This is a genomic window from Dyella terrae (assembly GCF_004322705.1).
GTDB lineage: Bacteria > Pseudomonadota > Gammaproteobacteria > Xanthomonadales > Rhodanobacteraceae > Dyella_D > Dyella_D terrae.
The window spans coordinates 2290764-2310980 of record NZ_SIZZ01000001.1 but is presented as its reverse complement, the minus strand read 5'-3'; the positions used below and the strand labels follow the sequence as shown (position 1 = coordinate 2310980).

Genomic DNA, 20217 nt, shown 5'->3' with positions numbered 1-20217 from the left:
AACCGGAGTATCGTCCCGCCGTGACCGGTATGTGCATATGCACATTCGTCACTTCACGCTGTCGCAGGCCTTACGCAGCATGGGGCACTCGATCGGAGGTGGGCGCATGAGGAATGGGGCTTCGCGCTTGAGCTGGGGTGGCATAGGGATCGCTGGCGCGCTGACGCTCGCATCGTCGTGCGCTCATGCGGGTGACTACAGCCTTTACGGCGACTGGCCCACGCATGTGACGGCCGCCGATGGCACGGACTTCGGCCTGGCCGTCCTGTATCAGTACGACGTCAACGCGTTCTCCAACGATGCGGGCAAGTTTGAGAACGCGAACACGAATCGGCGCATTCAGATCGGCCTTTACCTGCGCAAGCCGGGCGTCTACGACTCGGTGGTCCAGTACGACTTCCAGAGCAACCAGTGGGCCGATGCCTTCGTACGATTACGCAGCAAAGGCGTTGTCGGCACGGACCTGGGCAACTTCCGTCTGGGCTACTCGAAGACACCGGTGGGTTTCGAAGGAGCGACGAGTTCGTCGGCCACGACCTTTCTGGAAACCGCGTTGCCAACGCAGGCGATCTGGGAAGGCCGGCGCGCCGGCGTGGACTGGTCGTTTGTACGCACGCACTTCGTGCTGAACATCGGCGACTACTTCTGGCGCAAGGATTTCGATGGTCAGAACCCGGGGCAGACCTGGGCGATGCGAGCGGCATGGGTGCCGCTCAACAAGGAAGGTGCCGTACTTCACCTGGGTGTATCGGCGTCGCGCGAATCACTCGATTGGGCCGATGAAGGCGCCGTGCCGCCGCAGGCGCGCTTTCGTGCGCGACCCGAAGCCGGGCTGACGCCGGTGCGCCTGGTCGACTCCGGCACGCTCGCCTACAGCAAGCGCGTGGACCGGGAAGGGATCGAAGCCCTGTGGATCGGCGGTTCGTGGTCGATGCAGGCGGAATACCTGCACGCCAACGTGGTTCGCTACAACGGCAAGCCTGACTACAACGCGCGCGGATTCTATGTGTTCGGCACCTGGACCGTGACGGGCGAAGCGCGCCAGTACAACGACGGCAATGTCGGCGATCGCCGCTACAACAGTCGCAACCAGCAGGACATCAACTCGGAAGGCCAGTGGGGCGCGCTTGAGCTGGCCTTGCGCTACAGCCAGCTCGATCTCAACGACGGTGCCGTGACGGGCGGCAAGGAGCACGACTGGACGCTGGGCGCCAACTGGTACCTAGGGCGGCGCCTCAAGCTGCAAGCCAACTACGTGTGGGCATTCAGTGATCGCGGCAATCTGCAGGTGAATCCGCGCATCGTCGAGATGCGCGCGCAGGTGTCGTTCTGATGATCAGGCAGGCACGTAGGTTAACCTGATCACGTCCTGCGACATCGGTTCATGCGCCACCAGGCGAAGGCGGGAACGGGCCGCCGAAAAGTAGGGCTTGCCGCTGCCCAGCACGACGGGATGAAGATAGAGGCGGTACTCATCGATGAGTCCAAGCCCGGTCAGGCTCTGCGCGAGGCCGGTGCCCGCCACTTCGATCTCACCGGGACATTCGGCTTTCAGTTTTTGCATGGTCGCTTCGAGATCGTTCGCAATCAGCGTAGCGTTCGGTCCGACCGTCGATAACGTGCGCGACACGACCCACTTGCGCTGGTTGCGCCACGCATCGGCATAGTCGCGTTCGTCGGCGTCCCACTCCGGATGCGCGTCGTCCCAGTAGTTCATGACCTGGTACATGCCGCGGCCATACACCATGCCGGACAGCTCGCGCAGGCGATGGGTGAAGTGGCGGAAGAGGTCCCGATCCGGCGGACCGAAATGCTGGTGGTCGATGTAGCCATCGAGGGAGACATTGAGTTCGTAGATGAGCTTTGCCACGGTTGCACTCCTCGCCAGTGGGCCCGGCCCAGGTTGGGCAGCAAGCATCGCTATGTAAAGGCCAGGCCGCGCAGGCGCCGGCGGTGGATCGGCGTGTGAGGGGTCGTGCCCCGCTCCATGGCGCCATGTCACGGGGAAACTAACATTTGCTGTTCCATAACGGCGTATGGTGCTTGTTCGGAGTTCTATCCCAGTGAAGCCTTCCCGTCTGACCGGTCCGGAGGCTTCGTCGCCAGAAGCGTGCATGAGCACCCTTTAGCGCCGTTATGCGAGCTGAAGGCTTTGAGTTCTGTCAAACGCTTCTCTTGTCAGATGCATTTGAATCCAGGATCGATCCGCAGTCGTCTCTGCGCGGCGTTTTGATGACTGTGGAACAAGCGTGCGCAAGGTCATGCGGGTGGGCGGTGTCATGGCCTCGCCGTCAGTTTGGCCGCGTATTCAAAGCAAACGGGCGCATCAAGCGATCCGTCCCTCGATAACCAAGGAGTTTGCGATGGTGCCACCTGCAAAGCCGATTTCACTTTCGGATATCCACGATATCTATCGGGGTGCACAGAAAGACCGTGGCGCTGCCGACGAGGAGCCGGTCTACCGGAAGACCGATCGATTTACGCGCGAGGCGGGACATACCGGCACGGCGCCTCATCGTCCGTTGCCGCCAGCAGGGCGCAGGGCGCGTTAGTGCTCTCTCGCCCATGCGATTCGCGCAGCGTCATGCCCGGGCATGACGCTGCCAACGATGTCCGTTGCCCATGACTAAAGCGGCTGGCACGGAGCGGCATGACGCAACGTGTTCTTCCTGCGAAGCCGTTTGCTGCCGCCTGACAGTCGTGCTGCAACCGGAGGATCGTATACCTGACTACCTGGCGGCGTGCTCGCCGGAGGGCTTGCCGGTCATGAAGCGCGGAAGTGATGGCTGGTGTGTTGCCCTGAACAGGGCGAACATGAACTGTGGCATCTACGAAACCCGGCCTTCCGTGTGCCGGCGCTTCGTCATGAACGGGCCCTACTGCAAAGCGGTTCGCGCCGAGTACAGCGGCGCCGTGAGTCCCGGCGCCCCCCGCAAGCCAGATGCTCTGGCTCCATAAACTGGCAGTGCCTGCCCTATCCCTTCCCCAAACCATCCACATCACCGACTCGGGAACGTTCCATTGGCAAAGACCAACTATTCGTTTGAAAAGCGCCAGCGCGAAATTGCAAAAAAGAAAAAGCAGGATGGCAAGCAAGCCAAGAAAGCCGCTGCGCGCGACGGTGCGCGCACGGAAACGGATTCACGGGAATCGCCCAAGGGCTCCTGAATCCCACCGGCCACCCGGCGTCGACCGAGTGATGCCACGGCCCCAATGTGAGTTCGGTGGAGACAGGGCTCAGCGACTGGGCGGACGCCGGCTGATTTGACCCTAGGGCACCTTCTTCACCTGCGTGTGATCGGACACCAGCAGCCTGCCTTGCCCGGTGCGCGGCGCCATGACCGGCACCGGTTTACCCGTGCGTTTGTCGACCAGCACGGAGTGCGGCTCGCCCGGCTCGAAGAGATGTTGCTCTCCCCACTGACGCAGCGCGACGACGATGGGGAAAAGCCCCTTTCCTGCGGGCGTCAACACGTACTCCTGGTACGCGCTTCCGTCGGAGGCTGGCTGGAGCGCGAGGATGCCGGCCTCGATCAGCCGGCCCAGCCGGTCAGAAAGAATGTTGCGCGCAACGCCCAGGCTGCGCTGGAAGTCGCCAAAGCGCTGCACGCCGTCAAAAGCGTCCCGAATCACCAGCAGGCTCCAGCGATCCCCGATGAGGTCGAGGCTGCGGGCCACGGGGCAGGTGTCGGCGCTGGCGGTCTTGTGGCGGGGCATGGTGAACCTGGGGTGCCGTGTCGGAACGTGGTTGCATTTTAAAACCAGATGCGCACAATGCAAGCCGGTTTCGATTTGCAACTGGATCGCTCATGCGTGCGCCCGACTCCTTGCCTTTCTCCTCCGTCCGTCGCGGCATGACACTGCTGTTCGCCGCTGCAGCGGGCCTCAGCGTGGCCAATGTGTATTACGCCCAACCCTTGCTCGATCAGCTGGCGGCGGACTTCGCCATCAGCCGGGCCGCGGTGGGTGGCGTCATCACGGCCACCCAGCTGGGCTGCGGTCTGGCGCTTGTGTTCGTGGTGCCACTGGGCGATATCGTCCAGCGGCGACGCTTGATGACAGTGCAGTTGGGCGCGTTGGTGGCCGCACTAGGCCTCGTGGCGATGGCGTGGTCCCCCATCATGCTGCTGGCCGGCATGCTCGCCGTCGGGGTGCTCGGCACGGCGATGACACAGGGCCTCATTGCCTATGCGGCCAGCGCGAGCGCGCCGCAGGAGCGTGGGCGCGTCGTCGGTGCGACGCAGAGCGGGGTATTCCTCGGGCTGTTGCTCGCACGCGTTTTTGCCGGCGGCATCAGCGACCTGGTCGGGTGGCGAGGTGTCTACGTCGCGTCGGCCCTGCTGATGCTTCTGTTGGCGCTACCGTTGCGTAACGGTTTGCCCGTCGTGTCGATGCAACGCCATCGACAGGGCTACCTGTCACTGCTTGCCTCGATGTTTCGATTGTTGCGCGAGGAGCGGGTTCTGCGCGTTCGTGGTCTGCTGGCGCTCTTCATGTGGGCGGCTTTCAACATCTTCTGGAGCGCGCTGGTGCTGCCGCTGAGTGCGGCGCCCTTCCATCTGTCGCATACCGCCATCGGCGCCTTTGGTCTTGTCGGTGCCGTGGGTGCGCTGGCGGCGGCTGGGGCCGGGCGCTGGGCGGACCAGGGTCGGGCCGAGCGATCCAGTCTCGTGGCGCTGCTGCTTCTATGGGCGGCGTGGTGGCCGCTGTCGCTCATGACGTGGTCGCTATGGGCGTTGGTGATCGGCATTCTGTTGCTGGATATGGGCGGCCAGATGCTGCACGTCACCAACCAGAGCATGATCCTGGGCGCGCGGCCGGATGCGCACAGTCGGTTGATCGGTCTCTACATGCTCTTTTACGCGGCAGGGAGCGGACTGGGTGCGATCGGCACGACGGCCGTGTATGCCTTTGCCGGGTGGCGTGGCGTGTGCTTGTTGGGGGCGGGAGTGAGCTTGCTGGCGCTGGTGTTCTGGGTGGCAACGCGCGGTGTGAAGGAAGATCGGTCTCACCTGTGCAAGGCAGCCGTGTCGGTCGGACCGTGCACGAGCGGGTGACCAGACGCCGTGACCGGGGTCTATACCTTTGACGTGAGCACGGGTGCGAAGCCGCCGCCCGGTGTCCTGAAGTTGGTCGTCTGTCCCTGATAAAGGCGTGCCGCGTACAGAAACACCTCGCCGCGATAGGCGTAGGCGCGGATATCCGATTTCAGCGGCGCGTCGTCACGGTGTGTGTGTCGGCGATCAGGTGGCACCAGCGCCTGAGCGATGTAGGTGCTGGTGCGAATCTCGTCCCATACGCGGCGGGTCAGTTTGTCGCCGCGATAGCTGGCCTTGCTGCCGAAACCGGAAGCCGGCTTGAAGAACATATCGCGACGGCGACTCCACAAATCGTCGCGATTATGGTCGGTGACCAGCATCGTTGTGGGTACGGCGGCGGCGAGTGTTGCGATGGTGCTTTCGGTCGCGCCGGATGTCCGCAGGAACTCAGCATCTCCGAGCAGCGCAAGATTGCGCTTGTCGGCGTACAAAGCGTGCGCCCTCGGATGCGGCGTGACGACCGTTTCGCCGGCGAGATAGCTGGCACGCATCGCGGCATGCGCCCGTTCACTCAGCGAAAAATCCGTCAGCCGGTTATAGATCAGGTCGACGGGCTGGCCGTGCAGCCACAGTCGACCGTCCTGATGGATGAGTTCCGACGGGTCGCAGATCGCGGCATCGATGCCATGGCGGATGAAGAGTTCGCGGAACAACAGGAACTCCGGATACAGATACTGCTGCGTTGGGTCCTCATCCACGATGGCGATCGAGGTGAGCGGGCGCTCTCCGGCCTGGCTGTGCCACTCCTGGCGCATGATCTGCAGAACGCGCTGTTCAACACCGGACATGTCGGTGGGTATGGCCAGGGTGTCAGGCACGCATACGCGCAGCGCCTGACCGACCAGTGCGTTGAGCAGTGCGCCGCCCGGGTTGGTGTTGATCTCGATGAGGCGTGGGCCGTCCGGCGTGATATGGAAATCCAGTCCCAGCATGCCGCCTGCCGCGCCGGGGTCGAAACCCGCGATCGGTGGCGCCCAGGACAGCGCCATGGCCCGGTAAGCAGGTTGGCTGACGGCCGACTCGATGTCCCCCACCACGCGTGCCATGGCGTCGAGATGCTGGCGCGACAAAAACACCGGCAGCGATGCAAACAGGTTCGGATGGGTTTGCGCGATGGCTTGTGGCAATCCATGCGCGCCCATGGCCGACGCGAGGGCGGTATGCATCGACTCGGCGGGCACAGCGACGCAATGGCAGTCGCGGTTCAGATCGTCCATGGAAGCAGGCTGTGCGCAAAGCGCATCGCAACCATGGGTGAGGGTGGGTCGCGAATCGTTGGTCATGGCGCTCATGCGGGATAAGGCAGGCAGGTGTGACGATTCACGAGATGTCCGACAGCAAGGTTCTGACACGCGATGCGATGTCGTCCCGCACTGCGCGATAGGCGTCATCGTCCATGTGCCGGGGATCGGGGAGCTGCCAGTCTTCGCGTCGCCGGGCGGGAATGGAAGGACAGCTGTCGCCGCAACCCATGGTGACGACCGCATCGAAGTCACCGTGGATGTCGTCCAGCGATTTGGACGCATGCGACGTCAGGTCGTAGCCGAGCTCGGCCATGAAGCGCACGGCTTTGGGGTTGATGGCGCCGGAGGGTCGGGAGCCTGCGCTTACGGCCTCGATCTCCTCACCGCCGTAGATGCGCGCGAACGCTTCCGCCATCTGGCTGCGATTGGCGTTTTCGACGCATACGAAGAGGAGGCGTTTCATGGGGGCGTGCGGTTCGATGGCATGGAGATCGTTTATCGCGAGGCCTGAATCAGGCGCGTTTGCCCGCGGCTCGTCGCTGACGTGATTCAGGCGGGCAGCACGTCGATTCGGCGCAGCAGTTTTCGGTGAGGTAGCCCATCAGGGCATCCATCCGTGCGAAATCGGCGCTGACCCGGATCACCCGGCCCTCGCGCCGATCCTGCACCAGATGCGCTGCGCGAAGCGCGTTCAGGTGCGCAGTGAGCGTAGCGGGCGGGATGTCGAGTGCCGTGCGCAATTCGCCCACAGTCAGGCCATCGGGGCCGGCTTTGACCAGTCGACGGAAGGCCGTCAGACGAGTTTCGTGGCTAAGGGCGCCGAGGGCGGCCAGTGCGGCAGTCATTTCCATAATTCCAGAATGAAGGAAATGGAGGTGCCTGTCAAGGCGAACCAACGATCGTCGATTTCCGGCACTTCCGTTCGTCGTTGATGCAGGGGCTGGATGGTCCGGTCCGTCGAGGGAGACCGACATGCGCGTCATGGTGATGGTGAAAGCGACCGAAGTGACCGAACGAGGAGGGCCCATCGATCCCGCGGGGCTCGAGGCGATGAGCCGGTTCAACGAAGAGCTGGCCCAGGCGGGCAAACTCGTGGCGCTGGGTGGCCTGACGCCGACCTCAAACGGCAAGCGCGTTGCGGTGGACGGTGAGCGACGCATCGTGACGGACGGGCCGTTCACCGAGACCAAGGAACTGGTCGCGGGCTTCATGATCCTCGAGGTGGAGAGCATGGAGGAAGCGATGGATTGGGTACTGCGAGCTCCCAACTGTTCGCCCGTCCGGACCGAGATCGAGGTTCGGCCGCTGATGGGCATGGCGGAGTTCGAGGCAGTGCAGAACGCGCAGACCAAGGTGATTCGCGAGCGGATGCGCGAGAGGCTCAACGGTTCCTGATCCCCCATATAGCGATGCAAGTCCGTGCAACATGTGCGATCGGCAGACAACTTTTGCGATGGATGACTTCTGATAGGTGCGGTGAATGCCTTTCGGCGCCTACGCTCGGCTGGACATCCATGCTTAGGGAGAAGCGATGAAAGTTATTGCGCATCCGTCAACGACACGGGCCATCGCCTGCCTTCGCAGCAAAGTCCTGTTATCGGCCGCTTTGCTAAGCGTGCTTCCCTTATCGCCTGTTCTGGCCGCGCCGCTGCCTGCATCGCAGCAAGCTGCGCTGAAGCAATTGCTCGATCGTGGCGCGCCGACGCGCAGCGACGCCATCGTCGTATGGCAAGACGGCCGTGAGCTCGGTCACTACTACGCCGGTGGCAAGGCTCCGGGCCCGATCGAGCTGATGTCCGTGACCAAGTCGGTGGTAGCGCTGGCCATCGGGCAGCTGGTGGCTGACGGACGCATCAAGTCGCTGGATCAACCCGTTGCCGATTTTTATCCGGAGTGGCGGCAGGGCAAGAAGCGCGATATCACGATCCGGATGCTGATGAACCACACGTCGGGCATCCAGAATGTCGTGCGCGCCGACGTGGAGATCTATCCGGCACCTGACGCGATTCAGCTCGCGCTCGCGGCCGAGCTGACGGGCAAGCCCGGTGAACCGGGTGGTTACAACAACAAGGCGGTCAATCTGCTCGGCGGCATCATCGAGAAGGCCGCTGGCAAGCCGATGGATATCTTTCTGCGCGACGGCCTTTTCAAGGCGATGGATATCCATCCGGGCACCTGGGAGAAGGATCGCGCCGGCCATCCGTATGCGATGGCCGGCCTTCCGCTGACGGCCGCCGATCTCGGCAAGCTGGGCGAGCTGGTTTTGAACAAGGGTGCGTGGCACGGCAAACAGCTGCTCCCCGCCGATTACATCGCATCGCTCATGCAGCCGCAGGCCGAAGCCAGCATGGGCCTGCTTTGGTGGCTGGCTCCCGCATACCGACGCTTCGATACGGATCCTGCCGCGTTCGACATGCTGCGAAAGCGGGGCGTGACGGAACCGACCGTCGCCGCGTTGCAGAAGGGCCTGGCTGGCGCGCATTTCGATGACCAGGCGTCCATGATGGAAGGCATCAAGAAGGCGCTGGGAGCGAACTGGCGCGACACTTACATGACGGATCTGATCAGCCGAGGCATCGGCCCGTACCGATTGTTCAAAGTCACGCAGGGACCCACGGCGGCGTGGTTTGGCAACGGCGATGGGGGGCAGTATCTGGTGGTGGTGCCGTCAGCGAAGATCGTCGCCGTGCGGCAGATCGATGCCGAAGGGGATGACGAGAAAGACGGCGAAGGCTTCGAGGATTTCGTGGAGCGTGTGCTTGCCGTGGCGGGTGGTTCTTCACATCCCTGATCGGCGACGGGATCGTGGATGCATCGTTCGGTGGTTTGCCCGTGACGTTCCGGGGAATTCGCATGGCGACGCATCCACACCCGCAGCGGGCCTGTCCGCGGCGCGCCGTTTCAATGCTCCTCAGTCGAACCGGCGTCACCTGAGATGCCTCGCTCGTGCAAGGCGGCCACGATGCGTGTCCTTCCGTGCTTTCTCGCAAGGTCCATCATGCCTGCGTTAAGCGGCACACCCAGCGCCATGAGATCCAGCATGGCCTGTTCGTCTGAATCGCGGATGCTGGCGATGGCGCGTTCCAGCAGTTCGGTTCCCTCTCGTGACTGGAACGCAAAGCCATCAACGCGCAACTGTTCAACGATGCGCGGCGTAAGGGCGATCCACTCATCGGCATGTACTACCGCCATGACTTCCTGCTCGAAGCGCCGGATAGCCATGGGTACGTCTGGCTGTTCCTCGTCGTGCGTGATGCGATGTTGTCTTGTGCCCATGGCAAGGGTGAGGAAGGTGGCCTGACCATCGATGGGCGGAGGACCGTACGATGTAGCGGTCAACCAGAGGTTCTTGCTGCGGATGCTGTCTTCCAGTGCGGCCAGTCCGGCGCTGGAGACGCGAAAGTGATGCTCACCTCTGACGTCGGTGAATGCCTTGCCCGTGAAGATGGCGGTTCCATCGCCGTGGATGGCGATGCTGTAGGAAGGGCACATGCCATCGCACCCGCTGCGTTCAAGCGTGATGCTGATCGGGTCAAGCGGGACGTCGGGTGTTTGGGTCTGTGAAGCCGATGCGCCGCACGGAGCGGCCAGCGTTCCAAGGACGATCCATTTTCCTGTCCGCATGTTCCTTGCCCCGTATCCTCGTGCGCGCATTGTGCATGCGGGGTCGCACGGCCGGCAGGGGCTGAACCGGCCACTTGTACATCGATCCCTGAGCGAGCCTAATGCCGGGATTCGCCCATGGGATGGAACACTATGCGCGCGCCATATTCGGCACTTCTGGCCCTATGCCTCCTTGCAGTTTTGCCCATGCCCATGACGGCGAAGGGTCATCCCCCGATGCACGGCAAGGTGCTCGCCGTTTCCCAACGACCCCGTGCGGACGCCGCCGCATCGGTATGGGTGCGAATCACCCTGGCTATCGGGCGCGACAGCATTGATTTGTTCATGCCGTACGCGACGCAGAACGAAACCTATCCGAGCGTCGGTCAGTCCTGCGATGCTGACGTCGAAGTGGGTGATGTGCGCGGTGAACTGGATGGGGTGGCTTCGTTTGAGCGCAACGGCGTGTTGATCGTGCGCGGATTGCGTTGTGCCTGAGTGGTCGAAGGCGGTGGGTCGCCTTGCGCATGGCGTTTCCAATCAGGACAGATCCTGACCTGAATATCCCCCAAGCTTGGCAAGAATCGGAGAGCGGTTGACCGGGTCATCGCTGACGATGCCGGTGCCGCGCCTTCCGGCACATGCGTCGCTACCCGGCGACACGCCCTAATCTGCGCCGGAACGAGGCGGTCCGGCGCTCCTGGAGACTTTTCGCGTGCGCGCTTCCCGATTTATGTGTTTGTGCCTGTGTCTTGTCGCCCTGTGTGCCGGCAGGGCGGGTCATGCCCAGGAGGCGAGCGTGGCCCCCGACGTCGTGCGTCAGCCACTGGGCGACGCCTGGTGGACCGGCCCGATGCTCGCCAACTCGGCGGCAACCTTGCCGCAGGGCCATTTCCTGCTCGAACCCTATCTCTACGACGTCACGTCGACGCACGGCGATAGCTACGGCTCGCTGACCTACATGCAGTACGGCCTGACCGATCGCCTCACCGTCGGGCTGGTGCCAACGTTTGGCTACAACCGTGTCGATAACGGGCCCAACAGCTCAGGCGTGGGCTGGGGCGACAGCAGCGTGCAGGCGCAATACCGCTTGCATCAGTTCCAGGAAGGCAGCTGGGTGCCGACGATGTCGGTGATGCTGCAGGAGACGTTCCCGACGGGTAAGTACGACCGGCTCGGGGACCGGCCGGCCGATGGATTCGGCAGCGGCGCGGCAAGCACTACCTTGCAGCTCAACACGCAGACGTATTTCTGGATGCCCAACGGACGCATCCTGCGCATGCGTTTCAACGTCGGCCAGACCTGGTCGCGCTCGGCGACGCTGCATGACGTGAGCGTCTATGGCACGCCTGAAGGATTTCGCGGGCACGCCAAGCCGGGCGACTCGCTGCTGGTGAATGCCGCGTGGGAGTACAACATGAACCGGCATTGGGTGCTGGCGCTCGATCTGACCTGGCGGCATACCAACGGCACGCCGGTCGACGGCGTGGTCATGCATGGCGACGGGACTGTGGAGGATTACCACGCGCGGGCCGGTTCAAGCGTCACCTGGGGCATCGCGCCGGCGATCGAGTACAACGTCAGCGGTAATCTCGGATTTCTTTTTGGCGTTCGCGTGCTGACGGGCGGATTCCGCACGACCACCAGCATCACGCCCGCGATCGCGCTCAACTACGTGCACTGAAGCGATGCTCGCGCGATGATGCGCGAGTCGCCCTTGGGAGTCGTGCCGTGACCCAGTACGTAGCCTTGCTTCGCGCCGTGAACGTAGGTGGCACGGGCAAGTTGCCGATGACGGAGCTCAAGGCCATGTGCGAGGCGGCCGGCTTTGAAGGGGTGCGCACGTACATCGCCAGCGGCAACGTGGTGTTCCGCAGCCGCAAGGCGGAGGCGGCGGTGAAGAAGGCGTTGGAAGCGGCGCTGGCCGACTACGCCGGCAAGCCGGTGGGCGTCATGGTGCGTACGGCCGACGAGATGGCCGCCGTGGCGGCGGCGAATCCCTTCGCCGATCAGCCTGGCAACCGCGTCGTGGCGATCTTCCTGGACGCCGTGCCGCCCAGGGACGCGCTGGAAGCGGCGACCGGCATCAAGGGCGAGCGCATGCATCTGGGGGCCCGGGAGATCTACGTGCACTACGGCGATGGGATGGCCGATTCGAAGCTGAAGATTCCCGCCGCGAAGACCGGCACGGCGCGCAACATCAATACCGTCACCAAGCTGGCGGCGCTTGCCGCGGCCCTTTAGAGGCGCGTTTCGCGCCATCGGGGACCGGTTTCGTCGCCTTACGGTCGCCTTCGTCGCCCGCCCACTTCCCACCGGGCCGGGCGCGGCTATGCTCCCGTTCCATCGCATAGGGAAGGGGAAGGATCGTGATCACAAGCATCGTGTTTGTCCTGCGTCTGGCGGTGGCGTGGTTCCTGGCGTTCATGCTGGGCGTCATCGTTTTCACCGGGATCAATGACGGTCACTACTACGGGCCCGTCTGGCCTTTTGTGGTGGCGGCGTTGGCGATGGTGGTCATGGTGATCACCGGTGCCTTCTCGCATCTGCGGCGCGTGCGCCTGATTGCGGGACGCATCGATGCCAGCACCCTGTCCAACCGCCAGCGCCGCCAGATCGAGGTGCCACTTGAAGCGGGCGAAGCCTTCGACCTTCTCGATGCCGCCATCCGCGAGCTGCCGCGCACCGAAGACATCGAGAGTGCACGCGACAGCCTGCAGGTGCGCGCCAAGGTGCGCCGGCTCGATCCGTATGGCCATCAGCGGCCCAGTCGCCGTAATCCCTTCGAGTGGTTTGGCCGCAAGGACAACCAGATCCTCGCCACGGTGCTGCCGGGCGAAAGCACGGGCAGCGTCACGCTGATCTGCGAGCCGTGCAGCGGCGCCTGGAGCGACTGGTTCCGCGTCGACGACGGCACCAATCTGGAAAACGCCGAAGCCATCACTCGCGCCATCACCCGACGCATCGCCGAGCGTCGTCGCAGCGAACAGGCGGCTGCCGTGCAGACGGCGACCGAAAAGGAGCTGACGGTTGCCAGGCTGAGCCTCCTGCATGCCCAGGTCGAGCCGCATTTCCTTTACAACACGCTGGCCAGCGCGCAGTACCTGACGCGGACGGATCCGTTGCGCGCTGACGAAATGCTTGGCCATCTCATCGTCTATCTGCGCCACTCGCTGCCGCGCACCGATGAAGCGCTGTCCACGTTGGGAGATGAGCTGGATCGGTCGCGGGCCTACCTGGAAATTCTGCGTATCCGCATGGGCGAACGACTGCAGGTGCAGGTCGATGTGGCGCGCGAACTGCTGTCCACGCCGCTGCCGCCGATGATGTTGCAGACGCTGGTGGAGAATGCCGTCAAGCATGGCCTCGAACCCAAGCCGGGCGGTGGCACGATCTGGTTGCTCGGTCGCATGCAGGGCAACAGCGTGGCGATCACGGTGGCGGATGACGGGCGCGGCTTCAGTGATGCGAGCAGTGGCACGGGGATCGGCCTGAAAAACGTGCGCGAACGCCTTCGCCTGGTGTATGGCACGGCCGCATCGCTGAGCATCGTCGCCAACTTTCCCAACGGCGTGGCCGCCACGCTGAATGTCCCGCCGGCGACGGCAGGAGTCCCGTCATGAACACGTGTGTCATTGCCGAAGACGAAGCGCTGTTGCGCGAAGCCTTGCTTGAACAGCTGGCACAGGCATGGCCGGATCTGGACGTCGTGGCGTGTTGCGAGGACGGCGCCAGTGCGCTGGAGGCCATCGCGGAGCATGCGCCTGACGTGGCCTTCCTCGACATCCGCATGCCAGGGCTGACCGGGCTAGAGGTGGCAGCGGGCGCGGCCCAAGCCAGTCCGCGTACGCAGATCGTGTTCGTGACCGCCTACGATCACTACGCCGTCGATGCCTTCGAGCGCGGTGCGATCGACTATCTGCTGAAGCCGATCCAGCCGGATCGCCTGGCGGCCACGGTGGAGCGCGTCAAAGCCCGGCTGGGCGGCCGGGCCATGGATGCCGCCTCGGTGGAGGAGCTGTTGCGCCAGCTGGGCGGTCAGCTGCGGCCGGCGGGCGATCAGCCAACGCTCACCTGGATTACCGCCAGCGCGGGACGCGAGACGCGACTGATCATGATCGACGATGTTGTCTATTTTCGCGCCGACAACAAATACACCACGGTGGTGACGGCCGACGGCGAAGCACTGCTGCGCAAGCCGATTCGCGAACTGCTCGACGTGCTCGATACGTCGACCTTCAAGCAGATCCATCGATCGACCATCGTGAACCTCAAGGCCATTGCCTCGGTCGTCCGCGACGACAGCGGCAAGGGCACGCTCAAGCTGCGAAACCGCCCTGAGACCCTGGTGGTCAGCCAACCCTTCATGACCCTGTTCCGCGCGATGTGAGCGCGGGGATGGGCAAGGAGCCAGTCATGCGCACGTTGTTGTTCGTTGTCTATTACGCCCTCGCACTCATGGGGTGCAGTTCGCCACGTACCGTCACCGAGCTGCATTCGGATATCGATGGCAAGGTGTTCCATGGTCGCGTGGTTGCGCGCGATGGCATCAGCAAGTTCGAATGCCTCGACAGCGCTACGGGCAAGTGCCGCTTTTTCGTGCATGCGGGCGATTGCTCCACGGCGGCCAAGGGCGCCACGCCATGCACGCCGCCGCCGGTCGACCCCGTTGAGGTGGCAAGCGGACAGATGCGTGAAGTCGCCAACCTGCCGCGCAATATCCGTATCTGCCTGGCTGTGGATTCGACCGGACGCTGCTGATAGCTGCCAAGGCAGGCTTGGCGATCCCTTTGGGGCGTCTTACGCGCTGCGACTGACCCTGTACTACCATCGGCGGACCCCCACTCATCGTGAAGTCTGCTCATGAAATACCTGGTCATGATCTATTGCGACGATGCGCTGCTGAGTGCCCTGCCCGAGGGCGAATTCGACACCATGATGCGCGGCTGTTTCGCCAAGGCCGACGCCATGAAGGCCGAAGGCACGCTCAAGGATTCACAGCAACTGGAACACCCCGAACAGTCCCGCACGATTCGCGTGCGCCAGGGTCGCACGAGCATCGTCGACGGCCCCTTCGCCGAAACCAAGGAATACCTCGGCGGCTTCAACCTGATTGAAGCTGATTCGATGGACGAAGCCATCCAGATCGCATCGGCCTTTCCCTGGGCCTCCATCGGCAGCATCGAGATTCGCCCGGTGCGCGAGATGGCGAAAGTCCGCGAGAGGGTGGGGGCGGCTGAAGCCGCGTGAATCCGGCAGCTTCGCTGCCTGTAAACGGTAAACGGTAAACGGTAAAAGCAGCGACACCCTGCCTCTGCTCTTACTGTTCACCGTTTACAGCTCGCGCAGCGAGCGAATTCACAGGCGGCGTAGCCGCCGGCCTCACTTCTTCACCGTCTCCGACTCGACCACCATATCGAGCACATACGCCTTGTTCGGCGCATCCGCGGGCGGATTGCGCACGTCGTAGCGCTTGAGGCGCAGCACGTTTCGCACGCCCGGCTCATGCGTGTAGCCCTCGATGCTCTGATAGAGCGGCTGCCACTCGCCCGGCGTGCCGGTGGCCACGCCTTGTGCGTCATAGGTGCGTTCGCGCACCTGCAGGCATTCCGCGTTGGGCATGAGGGGATGGCTGCACGGCTTGGTGTCGGCAGCGACTTCCAGGAACACGGTTTCACCTTGGCTGCCGTAGCGGGTTTCGGCGGTGGGTTCGCCGTTGAAGACCAGCGTGTCGTTGCTGGCGGTCACCAGTCGCAGTTGCGGTGTGTGGCCGCTGGTCTGCAGGCTCATCTTGCTGCTGCCCTGCAGGCGCTGCGAAATGGCACCGTCCAGCGCTGACAGGGCCGGGTCCGGGCAGGCCATCATGGTTGCCGCCATCGGATTGACGTGCAGCTGCTCGCTTTCGACGGTATAGCCGCCGCCAAGGCGGTTGCAGGCGTTGCTGACGTTGATGCGCTGGTCGGTGAAGTCCAGCTGCAGGGGCTTGTCCGGGCGTGCGAACAACGCATCGATGCGCTTGCCGCCGCTGTCCATCGCTTCGCTCAGCAGCCAGTGGTACTTACCCAGATCATCCGTCTTGACCGACACCGTGGCCGGCACCGCGTCGCCGGCCGGGGCCGCTGCGGTGGTGGCGTGTCCCGGGGTGGCGGTGCGCTCCTCGGGATTGGACGGCTGTGAGCATGCGGTGAGCGCGATGGTCAGGCCAAGGGCGAGGGGCAGGCATTTCATGAGCAATTCTCCAGGGTGTTCGATGACATCGGTACATCCGTACCGACCGCTTATCACACACCCTGCGTGGGGCTTTTGTCATGACGTGGCATTCACGCCGGCTACCCCTTATTCATGCATCGTCCAGCGTAGCGTCCGTCCGAAGCCGAACGCGGGTCCCTGCCTACGTCCCTCAAGCAAAGGAGCATGCCGTGACAAGCAAACCCAGCATCGTCCTCGTCCATGGTGCATGGGGCGACGGTTCGCACTGGTGCAAGGTGATTCCGGTGCTGCACGGCAAAGGCTATCGCGTGAGCGCGGTGCAGAATCCGCTGACATCACTGGACGACGATATCGAGCGCACGCGTCGCCTGATCGAAGCACAGGACGGACCGGTGATCCTGGTGGGTCATTCGTACGGCGGCGCCGTCATTTCCGGTGCGGGACACCACGACAAGGTCATAGGCTTGGTGTATATCGCGGCCTTTGCGCCGGATGAAGGCGAGAGCCTCGGCAGTATCTTCGCGCGCCGCGATCCGCCGGCCGGTGCGGCGAGCATTCGCCCGGATGCCTATGGGTTCCTTTGGCTGGATCGCGCCACGCACAAGGAGAGTTTCTGCCAGGAACTGGGTGACGATGCGGCCCTGATCCTTGCCGCCACGCAGAAGCCGATTGCCGCGCGCTGCTTCGACGACAAAGCCGGCGCACCCGCGTGGCGCGACAAGCCGAGCTGGTACCAGGTGTCGCTGGAGGACCGCATGATTCCGCCAGAAACCGAACAGTGGATGGCGGAACGGATGCAGGCACGGAAAATCGTCCAGCTCGCCGCCAGCCACGCGTCGCTTGCGGCGTATCCACACGAGATCGTGGCGCTGATCGACGAGGCGGCGCTGGACCTCAGTCCGCCATCGCGGTGAGCGCTTCAGGGCGCGACGGCGCGCTCATGCCACGGCGTTGGTACAAATCGTCACGCAGGGCATCGTAGGCACCGAGGGCGGCGTGAAGCCAGCGCTGCATGGCAGGGCTCAACAGTGCCTCGATGCGATGGCGGGGCAAATGGCGGAAACCCAGCATCCAGGACTCGTGCGCGTCGATCGACGGTAAAGCGGCGTCATCGCCCATGCGATCGAGCAGCGGCTGCGCGTCGATGTCGAGGAACGCGCACAGCCGTTGCCACTCGGCTTGCGGCTGTACAAAAAGGTCATCGATGAAAAGCATGTGGTGCTGCGCGTGCGATGCGTGCGCCTGGTGAATCTGCATCGCGCGCGTCCAGCGACGCGCCCAGCGCATCACGCCGCCGCCAAGGCCGTGGCGATCCTCCAGCAACAGGCAGGCGTCAAGCAGGGACGCGAGTACGTCGGTGCCGCGGCGGATGACGTGGACATACCGCGCATCGGGGGCGAGGCGATCGATCTCTCGCAGGTACAGCAGGTGACCGGGCGACGACTCCAGCCACATCGACCGGTTGCGGTGGACGGCCATGGCATCGAGCAGCTCGATGAACTGGCGTTTGAACGTTGTCATGCGCAGCGAAGGGCGCAGGGAGGCGGACGGCAGGGTCGGGAGCCAGGCCTGGAGCATGTCCAGCGATTCGCGGTGCTGCTTGCGCGTAAAGCCAAGGTGCTGGCGCCAGGGGCGGCGCTCGCGACCGGCGTCCAGGTCGCCCCAGCGATGCGCGGCGTCGCCGTGAAGGTGTTCGAGGAGACTGGTCTCCGGCGGCGTCAGCAAGGCAGGGTGATGCGCGAGCGCGGCGCGCACCATGGTGGTCCCGGAGCGCGGGCATCCAACGATGAAGGTTCGCCTCATGGCGGGCCGTTTCCCCTGTGCCGGGCCACGAAGATCATGACCATCGACCACAGCAAACGCAGGATCACACGACGCGTTGACCGCCTGATGGGGACGCCCTGAGCCATGACCCGGAGCGTCCCTGGCCGTCAGTAGTCGCGTACGTCGAGGAGGGTCAGCCAGCGTGCGGCGCCCGTCTGCGCGGGCCAGGCAACCGACGTCAGGGCGGCGGTGCCTTCGGCCCACGGCGCGTTGTCGAGGGTGGCCTCGGCGTTGACGCTGCCGTCGTCGGCGCGGACATAGAACACGCGCACCCAATGCAGCTGGGGCGTGAGGGACTGACGGCGAATGGCGTCTGCCAGGGCGCGGCGCGCGTCATCCGGCACGTCGAATTGCCCGCGCGAGCCCGTGCGGCCGTGGAAGACGTCCCAGGTGCGAATGCCGATGTCCCAGCTGTCGATCTGCATCTGCCGATCGTCGGTGACGTACCAGCAGGCGGCCAGGAGCGGGTGCAGCGCCTGCTCCTCGAAGGCGCCCAGCGCCTGGCGGGCGGCTGCGTCACCCTCGCCGTAACCGGCGAAGCTTTCCTCGATGTGGCGGTCCTCGTCGAGCACCACGTCGATGTCCAGGCGACCCGGCTGACCGGCGCTGCCGGGGTGCCAGCTGGCGCGAACCGCGGGGAAATCGCCGTCGGTCATCAGCCAGCCGTCTTCGTCCGGCTCCAGTTCCACGTCATGGTCGGCGAAGAGGCGGCGGAGATACTGCTGGAGGGCTGAGTCGTTCATGGGTATGGGCGCATGGGTCAATGCGCCATTGTGGCGCTTTGAAGGGATGGGGGGTTAGGGCGTGGTGAAAAGCCGGCACTAAAATGGGTGCATGCCTAAGATTCCCAACCGCATCGTCCTGGATACCAACGTCTGCCTGGATCTGTTCGTTTTCCACGACGTCGTGGTGGTGGAGCTGCATGCGCTGCTGCGATCCGAGGCGTGGCAGGCCGTCACCAACCCGGCTTGTCGCGATGAATGGGTGCGCGTGCTCGGCTACCCTCAGCTGGCGCTTGAGGTGTCGCAACAGGCCGCAGCGCTGCAAGCGTTTGATGAAGTCGTGCAGATGGTGCCGGAACGGCCCAGTGCGTCGGATGACGTGCGCCTGCCGCGCTGCGCCGACCCGGACGATCAGAAATTCCTGGAGCTGGCGTGGGCCAGTGGCGCCGGCTGGCTGCTCAGCAAGGACAACGAAGTGTTGCAGCTGGCAAAGCGTGCGGCGCGCGACGCGCTTTTTCGCATCGCCACGCCGGCGGAATGGCAGGCGGCGTGGCTGTCATCGACTTCGTCCGGGAATTCTCCCAAAGACAGGTAGGGGGATGGCTTACGGTGCGGCCCTGGCGGCCGACGCCATGCGGGCGTTGCTGCACTTGAGGTAGGGCGACGACGCCAGCCATTGCTGATCGGGGTAGTAAGAGAAGACGTACTGGCCGTTCTTCATCGTGTCGATCAACTGTTTGGCGATCGCCTTGCGCACGGCGGGGCAACCCCAGCTGCGACCGATGCGACCGAGCTTGCCGGCGGTGCCGGAGTCCACGTAGCTGGCCCCATGGATGACGATGGCGCGTTCGAGCGCTTTGTCGTTGGTGCCCGGCTCCAGGCCGTTCATGCGCAGCGAATAGCCGTTGTGGCCGTCGTAGGACTGCATCGTGCGGAACAGGCCGAGGCTGGATTCCAGGCTCTCAGGCTTGTTGGAGAATCGGGTGGCGAGGTTGTCGCCAGAATTCTTGCCGTGGGCGACGAGCTCCTGGAACAACAGCTTGCGCTGGGTCAGGTCGAACACCCACAGGCGAGGTTCGGTCGACGGACGGGAATAGTCGATCACCGCCAGGCGCTCGGACGGCGGCATGCCATTGGCAGCGGCGCAATCGGTCGCCTTCAGGGCGAGGTCGATGACCTGCGGGTTAGCGTTCGGCGCGAGCTTCTGCAGCGCGGCGGCGAGCGACGTCTCGGTCGCGTGTGCAGCGGGTGCCAGGCACACGGCGAGGATCGGCGCCGCTGCGAGGGCGGCGTAGCGTAAAACTTGCATCATGGAAGAGTGTGTATGGCGTGAAGCTGCCGGGCATGCTAGCAGACCATTGTTAAGTGTCTGTTCGTTCAGCTTATTTCGTTCATTTACGGAGTCCGCGCGCGGCCTGTGATAAGAGGGTCTCCACAGGATCGAAGGAGCCGACCGTGCCTCTGCCGCGCCCCGTTTTTGCTGTTCGTTGGCTATTTATCTGCTTGATTTGTCTT

General features: G+C 64.0%; 26 protein-coding genes. 16 read left to right on the top strand and 10 right to left on the bottom strand.

Annotated elements, in window-relative coordinates; translation table 11 throughout:
• The first annotated feature begins 106 nt into the window (after nucleotides 1–106).
• Entirely contained in the window at nucleotides 107–1333 is a 1227-nt protein-coding gene (locus tag EYV96_RS10385; protein WP_131151334.1) for an OprO/OprP family phosphate-selective porin, read from the top strand.
• 3 nt (nucleotides 1334–1336) lie between these two features.
• Here the strand turns inward: EYV96_RS10385 and EYV96_RS10380 are convergent, their stop codons facing one another.
• Nucleotides 1337–1870: a dihydrofolate reductase family protein gene (locus tag EYV96_RS10380; RefSeq protein ID WP_131151333.1), complete on the bottom strand. Its 534-nt coding sequence runs from the start codon at nucleotides 1868–1870 to the stop codon at nucleotides 1337–1339.
• Between the two features lie 379 nt (nucleotides 1871–2249).
• On the opposite strand from EYV96_RS10380, the gene EYV96_RS18775 reads away from it, so the two are divergent.
• From EYV96_RS18775 to EYV96_RS18770, 3 genes are all read left to right on the top strand, one after another.
• Nucleotides 2250–2552 (top strand): hypothetical protein, encoded by a 303-nt coding sequence (locus EYV96_RS18775; protein WP_131406463.1) that lies wholly within the window; start codon nucleotides 2250–2252, stop codon nucleotides 2550–2552.
• Nucleotides 2553–2622: 70 nt separating this feature from the next.
• Entirely contained in the window at nucleotides 2623–2958 is a 336-nt protein-coding gene (locus EYV96_RS10370; RefSeq protein ID WP_131151331.1) for a YkgJ family cysteine cluster protein, read from the top strand.
• 63 nt (nucleotides 2959–3021) lie between these two features.
• The gene (locus EYV96_RS18770; RefSeq protein WP_165488651.1) at nucleotides 3022–3168 is read left to right on the top strand and encodes a hypothetical protein; all 147 of its coding nucleotides are present in this window, start codon (nucleotides 3022–3024) and stop codon (nucleotides 3166–3168) included.
• Between the two features lie 102 nt (nucleotides 3169–3270).
• On the opposite strand, the gene EYV96_RS10365 is transcribed toward EYV96_RS18770, so the two are convergent.
• Nucleotides 3271–3717 carry a winged helix-turn-helix transcriptional regulator gene (locus EYV96_RS10365; RefSeq protein WP_131151330.1) on the bottom strand — a complete coding sequence of 149 codons (447 nt, stop codon included), beginning with the start codon at nucleotides 3715–3717 and terminating at the stop codon, nucleotides 3271–3273.
• Between the two features lie 92 nt (nucleotides 3718–3809).
• On the opposite strand from EYV96_RS10365, the gene EYV96_RS10360 reads away from it, so the two are divergent.
• Entirely contained in the window at nucleotides 3810–5057 is a 1248-nt protein-coding gene (locus EYV96_RS10360) for an MFS transporter (RefSeq protein WP_131151329.1), read from the top strand.
• A gap of 20 nt (nucleotides 5058–5077) precedes the next feature.
• On the opposite strand, the gene EYV96_RS10355 is transcribed toward EYV96_RS10360, so the two are convergent.
• The 3 genes from EYV96_RS10355 to EYV96_RS10345 are packed head-to-tail and all read right to left on the bottom strand — an operon-like array spanning nucleotide 5078 to nucleotide 7188.
• Nucleotides 5078–6382 (bottom strand): hypothetical protein, encoded by a 1305-nt coding sequence (locus EYV96_RS10355; protein WP_240732406.1) that lies wholly within the window; start codon nucleotides 6380–6382, stop codon nucleotides 5078–5080.
• 37 nt (nucleotides 6383–6419) lie between these two features.
• Nucleotides 6420–6806, bottom strand: a complete 387-nt coding sequence (locus tag EYV96_RS10350) for an arsenate reductase ArsC (RefSeq protein WP_131151327.1) — start codon at nucleotides 6804–6806, stop codon at nucleotides 6420–6422.
• Between the two features lie 49 nt (nucleotides 6807–6855).
• Nucleotides 6856–7188: an ArsR/SmtB family transcription factor gene (locus tag EYV96_RS10345; protein WP_240732405.1), complete on the bottom strand. Its 333-nt coding sequence runs from the start codon at nucleotides 7186–7188 to the stop codon at nucleotides 6856–6858.
• A gap of 127 nt (nucleotides 7189–7315) precedes the next feature.
• Here EYV96_RS10345 and EYV96_RS10340 point away from each other — a divergent pair, with 127 nt between their 5' ends.
• Both EYV96_RS10340 and EYV96_RS10335 read left to right on the top strand, forming a co-directional pair.
• On the top strand, nucleotides 7316–7738 hold the full coding sequence (locus EYV96_RS10340) for a YciI family protein (protein ID WP_131151326.1): 423 nt from the start codon (nucleotides 7316–7318) through the stop codon (nucleotides 7736–7738).
• A gap of 136 nt (nucleotides 7739–7874) precedes the next feature.
• Nucleotides 7875–9134, top strand: a complete 1260-nt coding sequence (locus EYV96_RS10335) for a serine hydrolase domain-containing protein (RefSeq protein ID WP_131151325.1) — start codon at nucleotides 7875–7877, stop codon at nucleotides 9132–9134.
• 110 nt (nucleotides 9135–9244) lie between these two features.
• On the opposite strand, the gene EYV96_RS10330 is transcribed toward EYV96_RS10335, so the two are convergent.
• Nucleotides 9245–9967: a DUF6438 domain-containing protein gene (locus EYV96_RS10330; protein WP_276320314.1), complete on the bottom strand. Its 723-nt coding sequence runs from the start codon at nucleotides 9965–9967 to the stop codon at nucleotides 9245–9247.
• 186 nt (nucleotides 9968–10153) lie between these two features.
• Between EYV96_RS10330 and EYV96_RS10325 the strand changes: the two genes are divergently transcribed.
• The 7 genes from EYV96_RS10325 (at nucleotide 10154) to EYV96_RS10295 (ending at nucleotide 15196) form a co-directional block, all read left to right on the top strand.
• Nucleotides 10154–10444: a hypothetical protein gene (locus tag EYV96_RS10325; RefSeq protein ID WP_165488650.1), complete on the top strand. Its 291-nt coding sequence runs from the start codon at nucleotides 10154–10156 to the stop codon at nucleotides 10442–10444.
• 301 nt (nucleotides 10445–10745) lie between these two features.
• A complete protein-coding gene (locus EYV96_RS10320; RefSeq protein WP_205746127.1) occupies nucleotides 10746–11630 on the top strand; it encodes a transporter in 885 nt (294 codons plus the stop codon).
• A gap of 47 nt (nucleotides 11631–11677) precedes the next feature.
• Nucleotides 11678–12190 (top strand): DUF1697 domain-containing protein, encoded by a 513-nt coding sequence (locus EYV96_RS10315; protein ID WP_131151322.1) that lies wholly within the window; start codon nucleotides 11678–11680, stop codon nucleotides 12188–12190.
• 125 nt (nucleotides 12191–12315) lie between these two features.
• Nucleotides 12316–13569, top strand: a complete 1254-nt coding sequence (locus EYV96_RS10310) for a sensor histidine kinase (RefSeq protein WP_205746126.1) — start codon at nucleotides 12316–12318, stop codon at nucleotides 13567–13569.
• On the top strand, nucleotides 13566–14336 hold the full coding sequence (locus EYV96_RS10305; protein WP_131151321.1) for a LytR/AlgR family response regulator transcription factor: 771 nt from the start codon (nucleotides 13566–13568) through the stop codon (nucleotides 14334–14336). The genes EYV96_RS10310 and EYV96_RS10305 overlap by 4 nt, the downstream gene beginning before the upstream one ends.
• 26 nt (nucleotides 14337–14362) lie before the next feature.
• A complete protein-coding gene (locus EYV96_RS10300; protein WP_131151320.1) occupies nucleotides 14363–14707 on the top strand; it encodes a hypothetical protein in 345 nt (114 codons plus the stop codon).
• Between the two features lie 102 nt (nucleotides 14708–14809).
• On the top strand, nucleotides 14810–15196 hold the full coding sequence (locus EYV96_RS10295; protein ID WP_131151319.1) for a YciI family protein: 387 nt from the start codon (nucleotides 14810–14812) through the stop codon (nucleotides 15194–15196).
• 132 nt (nucleotides 15197–15328) lie between these two features.
• On the opposite strand, the gene EYV96_RS10290 is transcribed toward EYV96_RS10295, so the two are convergent.
• Nucleotides 15329–16174: an META and DUF4377 domain-containing protein gene (locus tag EYV96_RS10290; RefSeq protein WP_131151318.1), complete on the bottom strand. Its 846-nt coding sequence runs from the start codon at nucleotides 16172–16174 to the stop codon at nucleotides 15329–15331.
• A gap of 191 nt (nucleotides 16175–16365) precedes the next feature.
• Here EYV96_RS10290 and EYV96_RS10285 point away from each other — a divergent pair, with 191 nt between their 5' ends.
• Nucleotides 16366–17070, top strand: a complete 705-nt coding sequence (locus EYV96_RS10285; RefSeq protein WP_131151317.1) for an alpha/beta hydrolase — start codon at nucleotides 16366–16368, stop codon at nucleotides 17068–17070.
• Here the strand turns inward: EYV96_RS10285 and EYV96_RS10280 are convergent.
• Together EYV96_RS10280 and EYV96_RS10275 are read right to left on the bottom strand one after the other, a co-directional pair.
• Entirely contained in the window at nucleotides 17051–17959 is a 909-nt protein-coding gene (locus EYV96_RS10280; RefSeq protein ID WP_131151316.1) for a sulfotransferase family protein, read from the bottom strand. The genes EYV96_RS10285 and EYV96_RS10280 overlap by 20 nt on opposite strands.
• Before the next feature lie 128 nt (nucleotides 17960–18087).
• Nucleotides 18088–18723 carry a DUF6348 family protein gene (locus EYV96_RS10275; protein ID WP_131151315.1) on the bottom strand — a complete coding sequence of 212 codons (636 nt, stop codon included), beginning with the start codon at nucleotides 18721–18723 and terminating at the stop codon, nucleotides 18088–18090.
• A gap of 91 nt (nucleotides 18724–18814) precedes the next feature.
• Here EYV96_RS10275 and EYV96_RS10270 point away from each other — a divergent pair, with 91 nt between their 5' ends.
• Nucleotides 18815–19297 carry a putative toxin-antitoxin system toxin component, PIN family gene (locus tag EYV96_RS10270; protein WP_131151314.1) on the top strand — a complete coding sequence of 161 codons (483 nt, stop codon included), beginning with the start codon at nucleotides 18815–18817 and terminating at the stop codon, nucleotides 19295–19297.
• Nucleotides 19298–19306: 9 nt separating this feature from the next.
• Here the strand turns inward: EYV96_RS10270 and EYV96_RS10265 are convergent, their stop codons facing one another.
• On the bottom strand, nucleotides 19307–20014 hold the full coding sequence (locus EYV96_RS10265; protein WP_131151313.1) for a murein L,D-transpeptidase catalytic domain family protein: 708 nt from the start codon (nucleotides 20012–20014) through the stop codon (nucleotides 19307–19309).
• Nucleotides 20015–20217: the final 203 nt, after the last annotated feature.